The organism is Amycolatopsis sp. NPDC059235 (assembly GCF_042754125.1).
GTDB classification, from domain to species: domain Bacteria; phylum Actinomycetota; class Actinomycetes; order Mycobacteriales; family Pseudonocardiaceae; genus Amycolatopsis; species Amycolatopsis albidoflava.
The window spans coordinates 48,538-65,225 of sequence record NZ_JBHZAG010000011.1 but is presented as its reverse complement, the minus strand read 5'-3'; the positions used below and the strand labels follow the sequence as shown (position 1 = coordinate 65,225).

Genomic DNA, 16,688 nt, shown 5'->3' with positions numbered 1-16,688 from the left:
CGCGCCAAGCCGCGATCGCGAGACGAGCCCGGTTAGCGCGTCTTGGCGAGGTCGATCCGCTCGCTCCGGGCAGGCTCCACGCGGAGGGTTGAAGAGATCGGCCGAAGAGCGAGCAGCAGCGCCCCGGCCAGCCAGCCGAACCCGGCCCCGACGGTGTTGGTCATGAGGTCGTCGACGTCGAAGATCCGGTAGACGAACGGCGCGGTCCCGAAGTTCGCCGTGAGCTGGGTGATCTCGACGGCCAGTGAGGCCGCGAAGCCGATCGCCACCGCGCCCACCAGGCCGCGCCGCCACAGCACCCGGGCGAAGAACCCGAGCGGGACGAACAAGAGCACGTTCATCGCGGCCTGCTGGAAGGTCTGCGTGGTGAACCAGTCCGCCGCCGAGAGGCCGTGTTTCACCAGCTCGGTGTGGATGTCCGCGATCCACTGGAACGGCTCCAGCTGCACGGTCTGCTCCAGCCGGCGGCTGTTCGGGCCGGGCAGCGGCAGGAAGACGACCGCCAGCGCCATGCACGCGTAGAAGACGACCGCCGCGGTGGTCACCAGGCTGCGCAGCCGCAGCCGGCCGTGGCGCGCGAACTGGAGTACGAGCTGCGGGATCAGGATCGTCGCCCACACGGCGAGGAACCCGATGAACCCGTACTGCAGGGCGGTGACCTGTGCGTTCGTCATACCCAGAACGCTATGGATCTTCCCGCGCGCGCACTTCGGTCGAAGAGCCCGAGGCACCGGGGCGGGGATCGGCCAGATGGCCGAGTACCCGCCGACCGATCGGTCAGCGCTCGCTCGAAGGCGGTTCGTCGTCCCGTTCCGCCCGCTCCGAGCGCCAGGCCGCGAAGACGGTGCCCGCGATCAGCAAAAGGACCACGCCGAGCACCAGCACGACGAGCTTAAGTTCCATTTGTCCCCCTCCGCACCCAACGCACAGATCGGCGGGAGCGGACCGAACGTTACCGAAACTTTCATCCGGCACCGGCCGTTCTGCCCTGGTCAGGACCGTCCGATTTGGGCAGACTGCTTCGCCGGGCGTCCGCATCAGGGGTCAAGCGGGCGCGAACACCGGAGGAAACATGAAGCTCTTCACCCGGCTCGCGGCCACCGCCGCGGCCGCACTGGCCACCGTGGCCGTCACGAGCGCGCCCGCCGAGGCCGCACAGACCGCCGACGTCCGGATCATCGCGTTCAACGACCTGCACGGGAACCTCGAACCGCCGTCCGGATCGAGCGGCCGGATCACGCTGCCGGACGGGTCCAAGGTGGACGCGGGCGGCGCGGCCTACCTCGCGACGCACGTCAAGCAGCTCGAAGCGCAGGTGCGCAATTCGATGGTGCTGTCCTCGGGCGACAACATCGGGGCGTCGCCGGTGATCTCGGCGCTGTTCCACGACGAGCCGACCATGGACTTCCTCAACGAACTCGGCGTGAAGGCGTCCGTGGTGGGCAACCACGAGTTCGACGAGGGCTACCAGGAACTGCTGCGCATGCAGTTCGGCGGCTGCAACAAGACCGACGGCTGCCAGTTCCGCAAGAGCTACGACGGCGCGCGCTTCCCGCTGCTCGGGTCCAATGTGTACTTCGACAACGGGCTGCCCGCGCTGCTGCCCTTCAGCATCCAGTACTCCGGCGGCGTTCCGGTCGGCGTCATCGGCGCGACGCTCAAGGACCTCCCGTCGGTCGTGACGCCGGAAGCCATCAAGGGCCTCAAGTTCGGCGACGAGGTCGAGGCGATCAACCGCACCGCGAACATCCTCGACCGGCTCGGCGTGAAGGCCCAGGTCGTGCTGCTGCACCAGGGCGACGAGGCGCTGCCCGGCGCGGGTCCGAACGACTGCAAGGTCCAGCCGGACGGCGAAGCCGGAACCATCGCGAAGAACGTGACGCCGAAGGTCGACGCGATCTTCACCGCGCACAGCCACCAGCAGTACAACTGCGTGATCAACGACCCGGCCGGACAGCCGCGGCCGGTGATCCAGGGCGCGTCGTTCGGCCGGCTGCTGTCGGTGGTGGACCTGAAGATCGACCGCCGCACGCGCGACGTCGTCCGGTCGCAGACCAAGGCGCACAACGAGATCGTCACCCGCGACGTCACGCCGGACCCGGCCGTGACGAAGCTCGTCGACGAGGCCAAGACGAAGGCCGCGCCGATCGCGAACAAGCAGGTCGGCACCATCACCGCGGACCTGCCCGCGGCGGGCGGACCGTCCGGCGAATCGCCGCTCGGCGACGTGATCGCCGACGCCCAGCTCGAAGGAACCAAGTCGAACAACGCCGTGATCGCGATGACGAACCCGGGCGGCATCCGCGCCGATCTGACGTACAAGTCGTCGTCGGCCGGTGAAGGCGACGGCGTCGTCACCTACGGCGAGGCGTTCACCGTGCAGCCGTTCTCGAACATCATGCAGACGATCACGCTCACCGGCGCGAACCTGAAGAACGTGCTGGAACAGCAGTGGGGCCAGCCCGGCGGTACCAAGATCCTGCAGATTTCGAAGTCGCTGCATTACACGTACTCGGCGGCCGCTCCGGTCGGCTCGCGGGTTTCGAACATCACGGTCAACGGCACGGCGATCGACCCGGCGGCCAAGTACCGGGTGTCGGTGAACAACTTCCTCGCCGCCGGCGGGGACGGGTTCACCGAGTTCAAGAAGGGCACCGACCTGGCGGGCGGGCCGGTGGACCTGGACGCGTTCATCGCCTACCTCGGCGCGCACCCGGGCATCGCTCCGCCGCCCGCGGACCGGATCACCGCTACTCCGTAAGCAAGGTCCGTGAAGGACTCCTTGAGGGAATCTGATTCCCTCAAGGAGTCCTTCACGGCTTTTCAGCTCTCGTTTCTCCAAGACAGGGGTGAACCGGCGGGGGAGGATGGTCGGCATGACGATGACCTGGGACGACGTGACCGCGTGGGCACAGGAGGAGCTGGCCGAGACCGAGGTGGCGACCTGGTACCGCACGCCCGCGCTGAAGGTGGCGGGCAAGGGTTACGCGCGGCTGCGCAGCGAGGCGGAGGGCGGCCTGGTGCTGTTCGTCGGCCTCGACGAGAAGGCCGCGCTGCTCGCCTCAGGCGATCCGGCCTTCTTCACCACGCCGCACTACGACGGCCACGGCTCGATCCTCGTGGACCTCGACCGCGTCGATCCGCAGCAGCTGCGGGAACTGCTCACCGAATCGTGGCGGTCGAAGGCCCCGGCGCGGCTCAGCAAATGACGATCGGCTGCGGCGAGTACGTCGTGCTGCGGCTTTCCTCGCGGACCTCGCCGCCGCTGGCCAGGTCGTAGAACACCCGGGTGTCGCTGACGGTGAACCCGGACGCGCCCGGCGAGGCGTGACACTGGCCGTCGGGACCAGGGCCGAGCTGCACCGTCGGCGGCACCTGGTTCGACGGCGCTCCGCTGCGGCCTTCGACGCGGAAGTGCTTGGTACCCCAGATCTTCACCGTCACCGACCCGCCGCTGGCGCTCGCCTGGATCGCGAATCCGGTCGGATCGTTGTTGGCCAGTTTGAGGTCCACGGCGTTGCCGGAACTGTCCACCGCCACCGCGTCGCGGCCCGCTGGGTAGCGGTTGATGAAGTGGTCGTGCGCCGCGTGCCCGCCGTCGCCGAGGCCGGCTAGGTAAGCCGCGTTGTACAGAGTGGACGAGAGCTGCGACAGCCCGCCGCCGGTTACCGCCGGACCGGTGCCGTCCTCGTCGACCGGCGCGGACGCGTAACCGCCGCCGCGATAGTCGTTGAGGCTGAACGATTCTCCCGGTTTCACGAGAACGCCGTTGATGCGTCCGGCGAGCGTGGCGACGTTGTCTGCTGCCGGACCGCTGAGCCCGCCGGTGGTGTACTCGCCGATGACCTCCTTGACGCCCAGCGCGTTCGCACCGTCGGTAGTCAAGTTCGGGTGCTTCTGGTCGTAGGCGACCGGCAGATCGCGGCCGGACGGCTTCGCGAGCACGTCGGCGAGGGACTTGAAAGTGTTGGCCCAGTTGATCTTTCGCCCGTCTTCCGACGGCGTGACGGTCGGGACGCCGGAGTCGAGGCTGATCTGCGCGTCCTTGCCGTTCGCCTCGGTGGACGCCAGGTCCGGCTGGACGGCCTTGCGCAGTTTCTCCTGATCGATCCGCAGTTCGAGACCGCCGCCGCCGTTCGGCTGGAACTGGAACGACGACGCGATCGCCGACGGCTGCAGTGTGGTGTCCTTGCCCTGTCCGTGCAGCACGACCGGCGCGGCGACCGCGGGCGCGACCACGGTGTCCAGCAAGCGGTGTACGTCGGCAGAGGTGGTCTTGGCCGGGGTCACGGCCATCTTCAGCGTGACCCCGCGCGGCGAAAGCCAGTCCGCCACCACGGTTTGCACCGCGGCCGGGACGTCCGCCAGCTCCTGGCCCTGGCGCGGTTCGACCGCATAGGCGGTGACGCCGTCCGACTCCTTCGGCGTGAACCCGATACTGCCCTCGACCAGCGGATGGTTGAGCTGCTTCCCGGCGAGCTGCTGCACCGCGTCGGCCACCTCGAGCTGGTCGCTGCGCGTCACGACGCCCACCTCGCGGGTGGTGAAGAACGACAGCAGCCGCGTGACCGGGCTCCACGGCTGGTGCCCGGCCTGGGCGAGCGTGCCCGGCCAGTCGAGGCCGAGGCCGGAATCCGCGGGCACGAGCGTGCCGGTGACGTCGCCGGCGTGGATCGCCACCGGACGGGTCAGCCGGGGCTGGAGTTCGCTGTGCAGCTTGGCTTCGGCCTCGGCGTAGGACAGGTCGCCGACGTCGATGCCGGCCACCTGCACACCGCGCGGCACGTCGCCGGCGCTGGTCATCAGGTCGATCGTGTACAGCAGCACGAACAGCCCGAGCAGGCAGCCGACGATCATGAACGAGCGGCCGACGCGTTTGCGGAAGCGGCGGAAACGCGTGTTGGGCGGCGGGGGCGCGTCGGCCACCGCGAAGATCTCCGTGGCCAGATCGGATTCGCCGGCCAGGGCGGGGTCGTTCAGCAGCTCGTCGCTCAGCAGGTCGTCGGCGAAAGCCGACGAACGGTCTTCTTCACGCAACGCCTGCCTCCCCTGGTACGGGAGCTACAGGTACAGCCCCGTGCCGTGTTCGGTCCGCTCCGTGGCCACCGCGTGGATGTCGCGTTCGCGCATCACCAGGTGGCCCTCGCCCTGGATCTCGACCTCGAGCTGGTCCTCCGGATTGAAGAGCACCCGGTCGCCATGCTTGACGTTCCGCACGCTGTTGCCGACACCCAGTACATCACCCCACACCAGCCTGCGCGCGACTTGCGCGGTGGCGGGAATCACGATGCCGCCGCTGCTGCGACGCTCGCCTTCCTCCTGCGACAACCGCACGAGGACGCGGTCGTGCAGCATCTGGATCTCGAGCTTGGGCGTGTCCGGCACGCCAGCCATGCTACTGACCGGGTGCCGGAGCCTTGGGCTCGCCCGCCATCATCAGGCTCAGCGCCTTCCCTCCTCCGCTCTCGAAACGCACCGGGACGCCCCAGTCCTGCCGGGTGATCCGGCACGCCGGGTGCTCGCCGCCGTCATCGCAGCTCGCGGCCTGCGCCACTACCTGCAACACACCTTCGGTCGCGCCCTCGGCGAACTTGATCCGCCGAACGAGATCAGTTCCGACTCCGGCTCCGTCGGCGAGCAGTTCCGGCGGCGACGCGGTGATCTCCAGCCGCGTCGACGGCCCGTAACGCTCGTCGAGCTTTTCGCCGGGAGGCGGGGTGAAGACGACGGAAAACTCGACCTCGCCGGGCGCGAGCACCGTCGGCGGACGCCGGACGGCCTGGCGAGTTCCCGCGACCGCGGTCGCCTGGCCATTGCCCCCGAGCGGGGTAACCCGGTTGCCCGCCGACTCCACGACGTACAGCTCGCCGTCGTGGCGCACCAGGCCTTGGGGTTCGGCGAACCCGGTCGCGAGCGTCGTGACGTCGCGGGTGAACGGGTCGTAGCGGCGGATCGCGCCGTTGTAGGTGTCGGCGATCGCGACCCGGCCGTCGGACAGCACGGCGAGGCCGAGCGGATGCTGCAGCAGCGCCTGGTCAGACGGGCCGTCGGCGTGGCCGAAGGTGAACAGGTCCGTGCCGACCGCGGTGTGCACGGCGAACGACTCGCCCGCCGGTTCGATCCAGCGCAGGGCCGAGGTTTCCGCGTCGACGAACCACAGTTTCTGCCCGTCCACGGCGAATCCGGACGGCTGGGCGAAGAACGCCTCGTGCACGTCGCCGTCGCGCAGGCCCTCGACGGTGGTTCCGGCGAACCGGCGAATGGTGCCCGAGGCCGGGTCGAACACGCTCAGCGTGTGGTTTCCGGCCATCGCGACGACGACACCGCCCGCCGGGGCCCACCACGTGACGTCCCACGGGCTGGTGAGGTCGGTGTCCAGCGCCTTGCCGGTGTCGGTGCCGTCGCGCCACTGGTTTCCCGTGCCGGCAATGGTTTTCACCTCGCCGGTGTTGAGGTCGAGGCCGCGCAGGCGGTGTCCCGCGGTGTCCGCGACGACGGCGTGATAGCCGGCCCGCTGCGCGACTTCGTTGGGCAGCAACGCGATTCCGGACGGTTCGGAGAACTGGGCCAGGTCGAACGGCCCGTCCTGCGTCCCGCGGACCCCGCTGCCGAAGCGGCGGATGACGGTCTCGCCGTCGGAAGCGAACTCGACGATGGAGTGATGTCCGGTGTCCGCCACCAGAATCCGGCCACCCGCGGTGACGACGGCCTTGCTGGGGAAACGCAGTTCGGTGCGCTGCTCCTCGACCGACACGTACGGGCTGCCGCCGCGCCGGAGCGTGCCCTTCGCGTCGTGCTTGGCGACGAGGTCGGCGATCACACGGCGTAGCGCTTCGCCGTGGCCTTCACCGGCCGCGACGTGCACGACGTACCCCTCGGGGTCGACGACGACCAGCGTCGGCCAGGCCCGCACGGCGTACTGCGACCACAGCTCCATCTTCGGGTCGTTGACCACCGGATGGTGCACCTCGTACCGGCGCACCGCGGCCTCGATCGACGTGCGCTCGCCCTCGCGGCTGAACTTCGGCGAGTGCACCCCCACCGTGACCAGGACATCCGCGAATTCCTGTTCCAGCGGACGCAGTTCGTCGAGAACGTGCAGGCAGTTGATGCAGCCGCTGGTCCAGAAGTCCAGCAGCACCACGCGTCCGCGCAGTTCCGCCAGAGTGAGCCGGCGTCCGCCGGTGTTGAGCCAGACGTCGCCGGTCAGCTCGGGCGCGCGTACGCGGGCTTGCCGGGCTTGCGGTGAGGAAGTCACGGGAGGAGTGAACTACATCCGGTCACGCGGTGTTCCGTCAACCACGGCCGGAGAGAAGAACCTCACCCCGGCGAGGGAGCCCATTCCGGGCAAAAAAGGACGCGCGGACGCGGCCGGGCGCTACGTACGCTTCGGGCATGGCACACGTTCAGCCGGCCGAAGCCTTCACCGTGGAGGAGGCCCGCATCCTGCAGCAGAATCTCGGCGAGCCCTTGCGGCCCGGCCTCACGCCCGCCGAACTGAGCGACGTCGAGGACCAGTTCGGCTTCACCTTTTCCGACGACCACCGAATTTTCCTGACCGCGGGCGTCCCGGTCGGCGACCGCTGGCCGGATTGGCGCCACGGCGACCCGGACCAGCTGCGCAAACGCCTCGACTGGCCGGTCGACGGCGTCCTGTACGACGTGGAGAACAACGACCTGTGGCTTCCCGAATGGGGCACCCAGCCGCGATCGATGTGCAACGCGCTGGCGGTCGCGCGACGGCATCTGGCGGCGGTGCCGCAGCTGGTGCCAGTGTGCGGGCATCGGTATTTGCCCGCGACGGCCGGGGAATCCGGGTATCCGGTGCTGTCGGTGTATCAGACCGACGTGGTCTATTACGGCTGGGACCTGCGCAGCTACCTACGGCACGAGTTCGGCGGGGAGCCACTGGGGGAGGAACCCGCGAACGTCCGAGTCGTGGAATTCTGGTCGCGATTCGTGGAATGAGTTGTGTTTGATGGCTGTGTCTTTGGCTGTGTCTTTGGCGCCGGCTTCGCCGTCGCGTGCGGGATCGCCTTCAAGTCGGCGATCCCGCCGTTCGGGTCAAGTCGGCGTCGGACCTGGTCTGCCCCAAACCGGCCAAAGACCACCACCCAACCCAACCCGAACGCGGGATCGCGTCGGCGTCTGGCGGGAGCGGCGTGCACGGCCCCCGGGCCGGGTGCGCCGCTCCCGCCAGACGCCGACTTGAAGGCGATCCCGCCGCGACGGCGGAGCCGGCGCCAAAGACTCACGACTCTCGGCGCAGCATTCGGCTGACGCCTGCTGCGACGGTGGTCGCGAGGATCCAGCCGGACGCGGTGAACCCGGCCGCCACCCAGTTGTCCGCGCCGTGCATGTACCAGCGCGACTTGTTGCCGAAGTCGACGATCGGGACCAGCAGGTCGGCGGTGTAGATGACCGGATTCCACTGCAGCCCGGAGTCTTGCTGGTTGACGAGGCAACGCGGGCCGCTGGTCATGTAGCGGCCGGTGTGGTCGTTGACGCAGTCGTCTTTGCCGAGGCCGAACCAGAGGCTGCCGAGCACCAGGAGCGTGAGCAGCCAGCCGAGCGCGCGCACCGGACGGAAGCCGTAGCCGACCATCGACCGTTGCAGCCAGCTCCATAGCCGGACGCCGGGGCCGAAGAACTTGAAGCCCTTGGCGAGTGCTTCGTAGCGGAACTGCTGCTTCCGCAGGGCGACCGTCGAGGCGTGCTCTTCGTTTCCGGCGGCGCGCAGGGTCGCGGCCAGCTGGTCGTACGGTCCTGGGCGGTAGCCGCGCATGGCGTTGCGAAGCAGGTCGATCCGATGGTCCAGCGCGTTGTCGTCGTCGAGCGCGATGCCGTGTTTCAGTGCGTCGTAACGGAAGTCTTCGAGTTCGAGACCGTCGGTGGCCTTCCAGATCTCCTCGTTGTCGGCCAGTGCGCCGCAATGCGCCCGGCGCAGGCGTACCGACCCGGTCGGCGGCTCGGCGGGAGACAGGATGAACTCGTCCGCCGTGACGTCGCTTGCGTCGAGCGCGATGTCATGCGGGGCAAGCGATCCCAGCTTCGCGCCGTTCATGTCGAGCCGCCGGGCGATCTGCGCCCCGTCGAGGTTCACACCGCCCTCGGCCAGGAACGGACGATCCTTGTCCTCGGTCAGGACGACGTCTCGCCCGATCCGCGCGGTGCGGATGTCGAGGGAGAAACTGCTCGATTTCCGTTGCCCTGGCTCGGTGAGCAACGTGCCGAACATGTTCACGCTGCCGCCGATTTCCGCCCCTTGCAGCCGCAGAGTGCCCTGCAGGGTGGCATCGGTCAGCTGGAAATTCCCGGAGATTTTGGCCCTCCGGGCGGAAAACACGTCTCGCCCTGGGTGGAGGAACATCGAATTCCAGGCAAGAAAGTTGCCCCCGACCGTGACGTCCGCGAGCCTGAGCTGCCCGATCGGCACCCGGAGGTTGGTCGCCTCGATGTCGCCGCCGATCGTGGACCCGTCGAGGTGCAGCGCCCGGTCGTAATACGGCGTCGCACGGCCGCGCACCATGGTGATCTCCGCGCCCGCGAGCCTGAGCGACCCGCCGATCCGCGCGTTGACCATGCGCAGCGTGCCGAATGCCCGGAGCCCGTCGGACAGTTCGAGATTGCCGTCGACCTTCAGCCGATCCGCGACCAACGCCGGTCGCGGATCGAGGTACGGGTCTCCGGATTTCCAGGCGTCCACGACGATCGGCCCGCGCTGGTCGACCTGAAGCCGCGCCTCGCGCAGGACGATGTCACTGTCCACAGTGGCGCTTGGGAGATAGAGAACACCCTTGGCGGAGAACCTTTTCCGCTCGCTGGCCGGCCCGTAGTTGTCGACCTCGCACAGCAGGCTTCCGCCGATGTGCAACCCGTTCCCGTTGAACGCGAAGCCATCCGGATTGTCGAACGTCGCCCCCGAGAAGTTGACGTTACCGCCGGTTCGCATGCCCGGCAGCCGCACCTCGCCCTTGGCGACCATCCGATACGCGAGAAGAGCACCGGTGATCACCAGCCGGTCGCCCTGGATCGCCTTGCCGTGCGGATGGCTGATCGTGGTCCTGGTGAGCACGACGGACCCGTCGATCACCGCGTCGGTGAGGTTGACCGCCGCGTTGGGCATCCCGCGCTCACGATCGTCCCCGCGCTGCACGGTCGTGGTCTCGAGCTCGAATTGGTCCGCCGCGATTTCCACGACACTGCGAACCAACCGCACGTCATTCCGGCTGCGCAAATTGCGAGCTCGCAGACCGGGAAGCCAGCATTTGCGGAAAACGAGCCCGAGAAGAGTAGCCTCACGCACGTCCGGCGGATGCTCGAAGCGGCACCGTTCGAATTGAAAAAGGAAATTGAGGTCGGCGGCGCGCAGGTCGAGAGTCCCGGTGATGTAAGCGTCCTCGACCTGCACGATCGGCGCGTTGGTGGCCTGCCGGCGCCAGCGAAGGATGCCGCTGGTGCCAGGTTTGAGCAGGTCCGCGGCCTTCACCTCGTACCGTTTGTCGGGAACCCCGGCAAACGGATCAAGCGGCGGCAAGGTCGTATCGGTCGGCACGAGCCCCTTCTCCCCACGATCGTCGGCCCTCAGGGAATCGGATCAACGGCGGATGAGCAAGGGGCTGGGCGGAGTAGTGCGTGTTCGGCCTCGGGGTTGGTCACTTTGCGCGCGCGGACGACTACGTGATCGATTCACGACCCCCGGACGATCTTGCCCGAACGTCCTTCGCGGGCGGTTCGTGCCTGCTAAGGTCACTTCCCGGAGCTGAACAAGAACAGAGGGTAGGCCGCACCCAGGAAGCCGCGGCCCGTGCGGGGAGGCACGACATGCCAGACGGAACGAACAGCGGGCTGCAGGGCGTCCAGAACCAGATCATCTCGACGGCCCCGACCGCGCCGCCGCCCGGATCCGGGCTGATCCAGGGGGCCAACGCGGCCGCGCCGCCGCCTCCACCTCCGCCGCCTCCGCCGAATTTCGGAGCCCTCGGGTCAGGTCAGGCCAAAGCGGACTTCGCGGCGGCCGCGTCCAACGGCGGCTGGGAATTCAACCCGGAGGCGATGGACAAGGTGATCAAGCAGCTCGAGGACAGCTTGGACAACGAGTACGCGAGGGCCCGGACCATCGCGATTCAGTTCGCGCAGCTCGGCCAGCCGGGTTCGGACACCGTCACGACGGAATACTCGAAGGCGGCGGACCGCGCCACCACCGCGTACAACGAATTTCTCCGCGGAACGGTCGATTACCTGGATTCTTATGTCCAAACCCTGAAAGATATCCGAACCGCGTACGTAAAGCAGGACCATGCTGCGATCGACGCCCTGCGCGGAACCCGAAAGGTCGACTGAATGCGAATTCGTAGCGTCTGCCAACTCGTGCTCGCCGGCGCGGGCGCGACACTGCTGACGGCTTGCGGAGGGGGCTCGACCGGAGGGCAACCGACGCCAGCACCGTCCAGTTCGCAGTCGTCGGAGGCCATGCTGGCTCCGAAGGTCGCCGTGCCGCTGACCAACACCGCCCAGTACGAGGCGGACCCCTGCTCGGCTCTCCCGACGTCTGAGGTGGAAAAGGCGGGCGGCAAGGTCACAAGCAGCTCGGTCGCCCAATCGATCGTCGGCAAATCCTGTCAGTGGACGTTCGACGGAAGCGGCGGCAACGTGAGCGCGGGTTTCTTCTCGGGAAACAAGCGTGGTCTGAACAGTCTCTACCTGGAGAACCAAGCAGGCAGGCTGACCACTTTCAAGCCGCACGCGCCGGTGCTGGGCTATCCGTCGGTCGTCTACAGCAAGGGCGACGAGGGGACCGGATCGTGTGCGCTGGCGGTCGGGGTGCGCGACGACCTCACCTACACCGTCAACACCCAGCTGCGGTCGGGAAGCCCGTCGGTCGCCGACCCGTGCGGGCTGGCGGAGAAGCTGGCCTCCGCCGAGATCACTCGCCTGAAGGCAGGGTGACGTGGCGCTCACCGGTAATGACATCTACAACCAGATCCACAACCCGGGCGACACGACCGGCCTGGACGCGATGGGCGGCGGCTGCGGCGACCTCAAATCCATCCACAACGAGGTAGCCACCAAGCTCACCGAAAGCCAGGCGGCGCTCAATTCCTTCTGGAAAGGCCAGGCCGCCGAGACCGGCAAGGCCGGGCTTGCCCCGTTGATCACCACTTCCCATCTCGCCGCGGAAAAGATGGACTCGATGCAGAAGTCCATCGCGGAACAGTCGGCGGCGTTCAACTATGTCAAGAACGCTGTGGTTCCCGTCGCGGCAAGCAGGCCTGACGATCAGAAGCTCACGGACTACGTTTCGCTCGGAGCGAGCGACGACGAGATCGCCGCCGCGGAGTTCGACGACAAGACCAAGAAGAACGTCGAAGCGTATGGCCAGTACCAGCTGAGCACCGATCCTCGAACCCAGACGATGCCGATGGACTATCCGGCCGCGCACGATCCGAATGTGTCCTCGGGTGGCATCACCCCCGATCAGCCAGCGCCTGGAACTGGCGGACGAGTCGGCTCGGGTGCCGGCCACCACTCGTCCGGCGGCGGTTCCTCGCACAACTACGGCGGCGGGCCGTCGCATAGCTACAGCAGTGGGCCCAGCACCTACTCCGCTCCTCCCGGAGCGGCGGGCATGCCAGTTCCTCCGCCACCCGGGCACGGCGGGCCAGTGGCCCCGCCCGTGTCGCCGCCGAATGACAGCACCCGGGCGGCTTGGGCTGATCCCACGCCGCCTCCTCCGTCTCAGGCTTGGCAGCCGCCGTCCGGCCTGCCTGGGGGTGGGAACACCGGCAACGGTGGCATGAACGGCGCGTTCGGGCCGGTCGGCGGGCTCGGTGGATTCGGGCCCACTAGCGGTGGCGGCGGCGGGTTCGGCCCAGGCGGGTCGGGAGCCGGTTCCGGTGGTGCGGGCGGCCCAGGTGCCGGACCCCGAGGTGTCGGCGGCGGCACTGGTGCGGGAGCGCTCGGCGAGAGCGCGGGTCGCCCCGCCATGGGTGGCGGGGCGGGCGCAGCCGGAGCGAAGGGTCAGCCGGGCATGGGTGGCATGGGTGGCGGCGGCAAGGGCGGCAAAGGGCCCGAGGACGAAGAGCACCAGCGCAAAATCCTGCTCGCCGAAGAGGACCCGGACTCGATTTTCGGGGGTTATGACGGCAATCGGCCTACGCCGCCGGTTATCGGGGCTTAGCGGAATGGTCAGGGGGAGGGAAAGTCGGTGCTGCGCAAGCCCGTTGAGCTGAGCCTGCAGACCTTCGAGGTGCTGCTGGAGCGGCTGAATCTCGGCGACATCCACCCAACGCTGGTTCGCGGCGCGCTCTGGTACTCGCCGGACGAGCGGCGGCAGCTGGCTGCTGACACCGATCGCGAGCTGCACAATTCCGGTTTGATGCACCGTGGACGGCTTAGCGACGAGTTCGTCGAGACGATGCATTTGCTGCAGCGGCCCGGCATTGAGTACTACTCGTGGGTCAAGTCGGAGCGTGGCGAGCGAACCGTGCGCGCGGCGGCGAGTGGTCGGGACGCGGCGACTGTTGTTGCGGTGAACCAGAAGTTGTACATCGCGCCGTGTTCGGCGGATACGTTGGTTCGTGAGTTCATCGCGTTGCTGCCGGAGGCTCCGGCCGCGCGGGTGCTTTCGCTTAACTGTTCTGACGAGGATTTGAACCTGGTCAAGAGCGGTGGCCAACCGGCTGGGCGGACTAGTCCGAGTATTCGGGACGCTAAGCAGGTACTGCAGTGGCTTGACAAGCCGCATACGTACTTCGGGCGGCTGTACGTCGCGATCCGGGACAGTCGCGGGAAGCGCCGGCGTAATGAGAATCCGCCGGGGTGGGCGGATATGGAGGAGGGGCGGATCCTGTTCGGGGTGGACAAATCCGGATGGATCAGCTTGGCCGGGGCTGGGCCGCAGGAGATGGCGAAGAAGGTGCAGCAGGTCGAGAACGAGCTGCGAAAGTGAAAGGCCGCCCGGAGAATCTCCGGGCGGCCCCACATCAAGCGTTCGGATTCAAAACCCGAGACAAAAACGACTTAGTCCGTTCATGCTTCGGATCACCGATGACCTCATCCGGAGCACCGGACTCGACAACAACCCCGCCGTCCATGAAGAAGACCTTGTCGGCTACCTCGCGGGCGAACTGCATTTCGTGCGTCACCACGACCATCGTCATGCCGTCCTTGGCCAGTTGGCGCATCACGCCAAGGACGTCGCCCACCAATTCCGGGTCCAAAGCGGACGTCGGCTCGTCGAAGAGCATCAGCTTCGGTTGCATGGCCAGCGCTCGCGCGATGGCGACGCGCTGTTGCTGGCCACCGGAAAGCTGACCGGGGTAGGAACGGGCCTTGTCCGCCAGGCCGACGCGGTCCAGCAGTTCCAGCGCCCGTTCCCGGACCTGTGCCCGAGGCTCGCGGCGGACCTGGACCGGGGCCTCCATGACGTTTTCCAGTGCCGTCATGTGCGGGAACAGGTTGAACCGCTGGAAGACCATGCCGATGTTCTTGCGCTGTGCCGCGATTTCCTTGTCTCGCAGCTCGTGCAAGCGACCGCCGCGTTCGCGGTAGCCGACCAGTACGCCGTCGACATAGAGCCGGCCCGCGTCGATTTTCTCCAGGTGGTTGATGCAGCGCAGCAAAGTGGACTTGCCGGAACCGGACGGGCCGATCAGGCAGAGCACCTCTCGGTCGTGCACTTCCAGGTCGATGCCCTTCAGCACGTCGAGCGAGCCGAAGCTCTTGCATACCTTCTGTGCGGAAACGACGGGAGTCACCGCTGCCCACCTCCGTCGCCGCCGCGACCGAAGCGGTAGCCCAGCATTCGCGCTCCCCACTTGTTCTTCTGCGCGGTCGCCCGTGAAGTGCCGCGGGCGAAGTACCGCTCGATGTAATACTGCACGACCGTCAGCACCGACGTCATGAACAGATACCACGTCGCCGCGACGATCAGCAGCGGGACTGTCTTGTAGTTCTGCGAATAAATCGTCTGTGCCGACACGAACAGCTCGAAGTATCCGATGACCACCACCAGCGACGTGGTCTTCAACATCGAGATGGTCTCGTTGCCGGTGGGCGGGATGATCACCCGCATCGCCTGCGGCAGGATGATCCGGCGCAAGGTCTTGCCCCGGCTCATGCCCAGCGCGGACGACGCCTCCAGCTGACCGCTGTCGACGGACTGGAGGCCGCCGCGGACGATTTCCGCCATGTACGCCGCCTCGTTCAGGCCGAGGCCCAGCAACGAGGCGACGAACTGGTTGATCAGCGTGTTCGTGTCCCAGCTGATGAAGGTCGGCCCGAACGGGATGCCGAGTCCGATCTTCGGGTACGCCAGCGCCAGGAAGTTCCAGATCACCAGCTGAGCGATCAACGGCGTGCCGCGGAACAGCCAGATGTAGATCGACGCCGCGCCCGACATCAGCAGGTTCGGCGACAGCCGCATCACCGCGAACAGTACGCCGCCGACAATGCCGATGAGCATCGAGAGCACCGTGAGCAGCAACGTGTTCCGCAGGCCGTTGAGAATCCGGTTGTCGAAGAGATACTGACCGACGACCGACCACTGCAACGCGGAATTCGTGACGACGCTGCGGATCACGATGAACGCGACGAACACGATGATCACGCCGGCGATCCAGCGTCCGTAATGCCGGACCGGGACCGCCTTGATCGGGGTGGTGTCGACCTCCTGCCAGGAATCGGCGGGGCCGGGGGGAGTGGACACGAGTAACTAAGTCCTCAGTTTCGTCAGGAAGCGGACGGGTTGATCTCCGACTTGGTGATGGCACCGGAACCCGACAAGCCCCACTTGTCCAGGATCTTCTTGTAGATTCCGGTGTCGATCAGCTTCTGCACGGCGCCCTGCACGGCCTTGCCGAATTCGGTGCTGCCCTTCGGCAGCACGATCCCGTACGGCGCGGTGTCGTACGGCGCGCCCGCGGACTCCAGCTGGCCCCCGGTCTGCTTCACCGCGTAGTCGATCACCGGCGAGTCGGCCAGTTCGGCCTGCACGCGCTTCGCGGTCAGCGCCAGGTTCACGTCGGTCTGCGCCTGGAACTGGGTGATGTTGATGGCCTGCTTGCCCGCCTTGGTGCACGCGGTGTTGCGCTTGCCGAGGTCGTCGACCTGCGTGGTGCCCTTCTGCACGGCCACATTCTTACCGCACAGGTCGTCCACCGAGATTTTGTCCGGATTTCCCTTGAGCACCGCGAGCGAGGTGCCCGCGCTGTAGTACGAGATCATGTCGACGGTCTGCATCCGCTCGGCATTGATCGTGAACGACGAGATGCCCATTTCGTACTTCTTCGCCGAAATACCGGGAATGATGCCGTCGAACGCCGAGTTCTGGAACTCCGTCTGCACGCCGAGCACCTGGCCGACCGCGGTGGCGATGTCGACGTCGAAGCCGGTCGCCTTGCCGTTCTCGACGAATTCGTTCGGCGGGTAGGTCTGGTCCTGCCCGATCACGATCTTGCCGTCGGCTTTGACGTCGGCGGGCACGAGCCCGGCCAGCGCCGCGTCCTTCTGCGCGGTCGGCGCGCTCTCGCCGCCGCCGGGGGCCTGGCTGGCTCCCGAATCACCGCCGGCCCCGTTTCCGCCCGCACCGCACGCCATCGTCATGCCGACGAGCGCGAAGGCTGGGAGAAGGGCGAGTGCCTTCATTTGCTGTCCTCGGGCCACTTCGTCACTCCTCGTAGTTCTCA

The 16,688-nt window shown here is 67.4% G+C and carries 16 protein-coding genes; 7 read left to right on the top strand and 9 right to left on the bottom strand.

Annotated features, from left to right (window positions below; translation table 11 throughout):
- Positions 1-32: 32 nt before the first annotated feature.
- Together ACFXI3_RS10500 and ACFXI3_RS10495 are read right to left on the bottom strand one after the other, a co-directional pair.
- On the bottom strand, positions 33-674 hold the full coding sequence (locus ACFXI3_RS10500) for a VanZ family protein (RefSeq protein ID WP_370932969.1): 642 nt from the start codon (positions 672-674) through the stop codon (positions 33-35).
- A gap of 103 nt (positions 675-777) precedes the next feature.
- Positions 778-903 (bottom strand): hypothetical protein, encoded by a 126-nt coding sequence (locus ACFXI3_RS10495; RefSeq protein WP_344287632.1) that lies wholly within the window; start codon positions 901-903, stop codon positions 778-780.
- A gap of 169 nt (positions 904-1,072) precedes the next feature.
- Here ACFXI3_RS10495 and ACFXI3_RS10490 point away from each other — a divergent pair, with 169 nt between their 5' ends.
- Together ACFXI3_RS10490 and ACFXI3_RS10485 are read left to right on the top strand one after the other, a co-directional pair.
- The gene (locus ACFXI3_RS10490) at positions 1,073-2,761 is read left to right on the top strand and encodes a bifunctional metallophosphatase/5'-nucleotidase (protein WP_378399343.1); all 1,689 of its coding nucleotides are present in this window, start codon (positions 1,073-1,075) and stop codon (positions 2,759-2,761) included.
- Between the two features lie 106 nt (positions 2,762-2,867).
- Positions 2,868-3,209 carry an MmcQ/YjbR family DNA-binding protein gene (locus ACFXI3_RS10485; protein WP_370932965.1) on the top strand — a complete coding sequence of 114 codons (342 nt, stop codon included), beginning with the start codon at positions 2,868-2,870 and terminating at the stop codon, positions 3,207-3,209.
- Here ACFXI3_RS10485 and ACFXI3_RS10480 read toward each other — a convergent pair.
- Genes ACFXI3_RS10480 through ACFXI3_RS10470 form a run of 3 tightly spaced genes read right to left on the bottom strand, consistent with a single transcriptional unit; the run spans position 3,199 to position 7,258 of the window.
- Complete coding sequence (locus ACFXI3_RS10480; RefSeq protein WP_378399342.1) at positions 3,199-5,037, bottom strand: VanW family protein; 1,839 nt, start codon at positions 5,035-5,037, stop codon at positions 3,199-3,201. The genes ACFXI3_RS10485 and ACFXI3_RS10480 overlap by 11 nt on opposite strands.
- 24 nt (positions 5,038-5,061) lie before the next feature.
- Positions 5,062-5,394: a co-chaperone GroES gene (locus ACFXI3_RS10475; protein WP_116199430.1), complete on the bottom strand. Its 333-nt coding sequence runs from the start codon at positions 5,392-5,394 to the stop codon at positions 5,062-5,064.
- Between the two features lies 1 nt (position 5,395).
- A complete protein-coding gene (locus ACFXI3_RS10470) occupies positions 5,396-7,258 on the bottom strand; it encodes a thioredoxin-like domain-containing protein (protein WP_378399341.1) in 1,863 nt (620 codons plus the stop codon).
- Between the two features lie 137 nt (positions 7,259-7,395).
- On the opposite strand from ACFXI3_RS10470, the gene ACFXI3_RS10465 reads away from it, so the two are divergent.
- Positions 7,396-7,968 carry a hypothetical protein gene (locus ACFXI3_RS10465; RefSeq protein ID WP_378399340.1) on the top strand — a complete coding sequence of 191 codons (573 nt, stop codon included), beginning with the start codon at positions 7,396-7,398 and terminating at the stop codon, positions 7,966-7,968.
- A gap of 283 nt (positions 7,969-8,251) precedes the next feature.
- Here the strand turns inward: ACFXI3_RS10465 and ACFXI3_RS10460 are convergent, their stop codons facing one another.
- Complete coding sequence (locus ACFXI3_RS10460; RefSeq protein ID WP_344282863.1) at positions 8,252-10,555, bottom strand: oxidoreductase; 2,304 nt, start codon at positions 10,553-10,555, stop codon at positions 8,252-8,254.
- 269 nt (positions 10,556-10,824) lie between these two features.
- Between ACFXI3_RS10460 and ACFXI3_RS10455 the strand changes: the two genes are divergently transcribed.
- Genes ACFXI3_RS10455 through ACFXI3_RS10440 form a run of 4 tightly spaced genes read left to right on the top strand, consistent with a single transcriptional unit; the run spans position 10,825 to position 13,951 of the window.
- Complete coding sequence (locus tag ACFXI3_RS10455) at positions 10,825-11,343, top strand: hypothetical protein (protein ID WP_378399339.1); 519 nt, start codon at positions 10,825-10,827, stop codon at positions 11,341-11,343.
- Positions 11,344-11,949, top strand: a complete 606-nt coding sequence (locus tag ACFXI3_RS10450) for a DUF3558 domain-containing protein (protein ID WP_378399338.1) — start codon at positions 11,344-11,346, stop codon at positions 11,947-11,949.
- A gap of 1 nt (position 11,950) precedes the next feature.
- Positions 11,951-13,180, top strand: coding sequence for a hypothetical protein (locus ACFXI3_RS10445; RefSeq protein ID WP_378399337.1), 1,230 nt, complete (start codon positions 11,951-11,953; stop codon positions 13,178-13,180).
- A 27-nt stretch (positions 13,181-13,207) separates the two neighbouring features.
- Positions 13,208-13,951, top strand: coding sequence for an ESX secretion-associated protein EspG (locus ACFXI3_RS10440; protein ID WP_378399336.1), 744 nt, complete (start codon positions 13,208-13,210; stop codon positions 13,949-13,951).
- Between the two features lie 34 nt (positions 13,952-13,985).
- Here the strand turns inward: ACFXI3_RS10440 and ACFXI3_RS10435 are convergent, their stop codons facing one another.
- The 3 genes from ACFXI3_RS10435 to ACFXI3_RS10425 are packed head-to-tail and all read right to left on the bottom strand — an operon-like array spanning position 13,986 to position 16,647.
- Positions 13,986-14,759, bottom strand: a complete 774-nt coding sequence (locus ACFXI3_RS10435; RefSeq protein ID WP_344282849.1) for an amino acid ABC transporter ATP-binding protein — start codon at positions 14,757-14,759, stop codon at positions 13,986-13,988.
- A complete protein-coding gene (locus tag ACFXI3_RS10430; protein WP_378399335.1) occupies positions 14,756-15,709 on the bottom strand; it encodes an amino acid ABC transporter permease in 954 nt (317 codons plus the stop codon). The genes ACFXI3_RS10435 and ACFXI3_RS10430 overlap by 4 nt, the downstream gene beginning before the upstream one ends.
- A 23-nt stretch (positions 15,710-15,732) precedes the next feature.
- On the bottom strand, positions 15,733-16,647 hold the full coding sequence (locus tag ACFXI3_RS10425) for an ABC transporter substrate-binding protein (protein WP_378399334.1): 915 nt from the start codon (positions 16,645-16,647) through the stop codon (positions 15,733-15,735).
- Between the last annotated feature and the right edge of the window lie 41 nt (positions 16,648-16,688).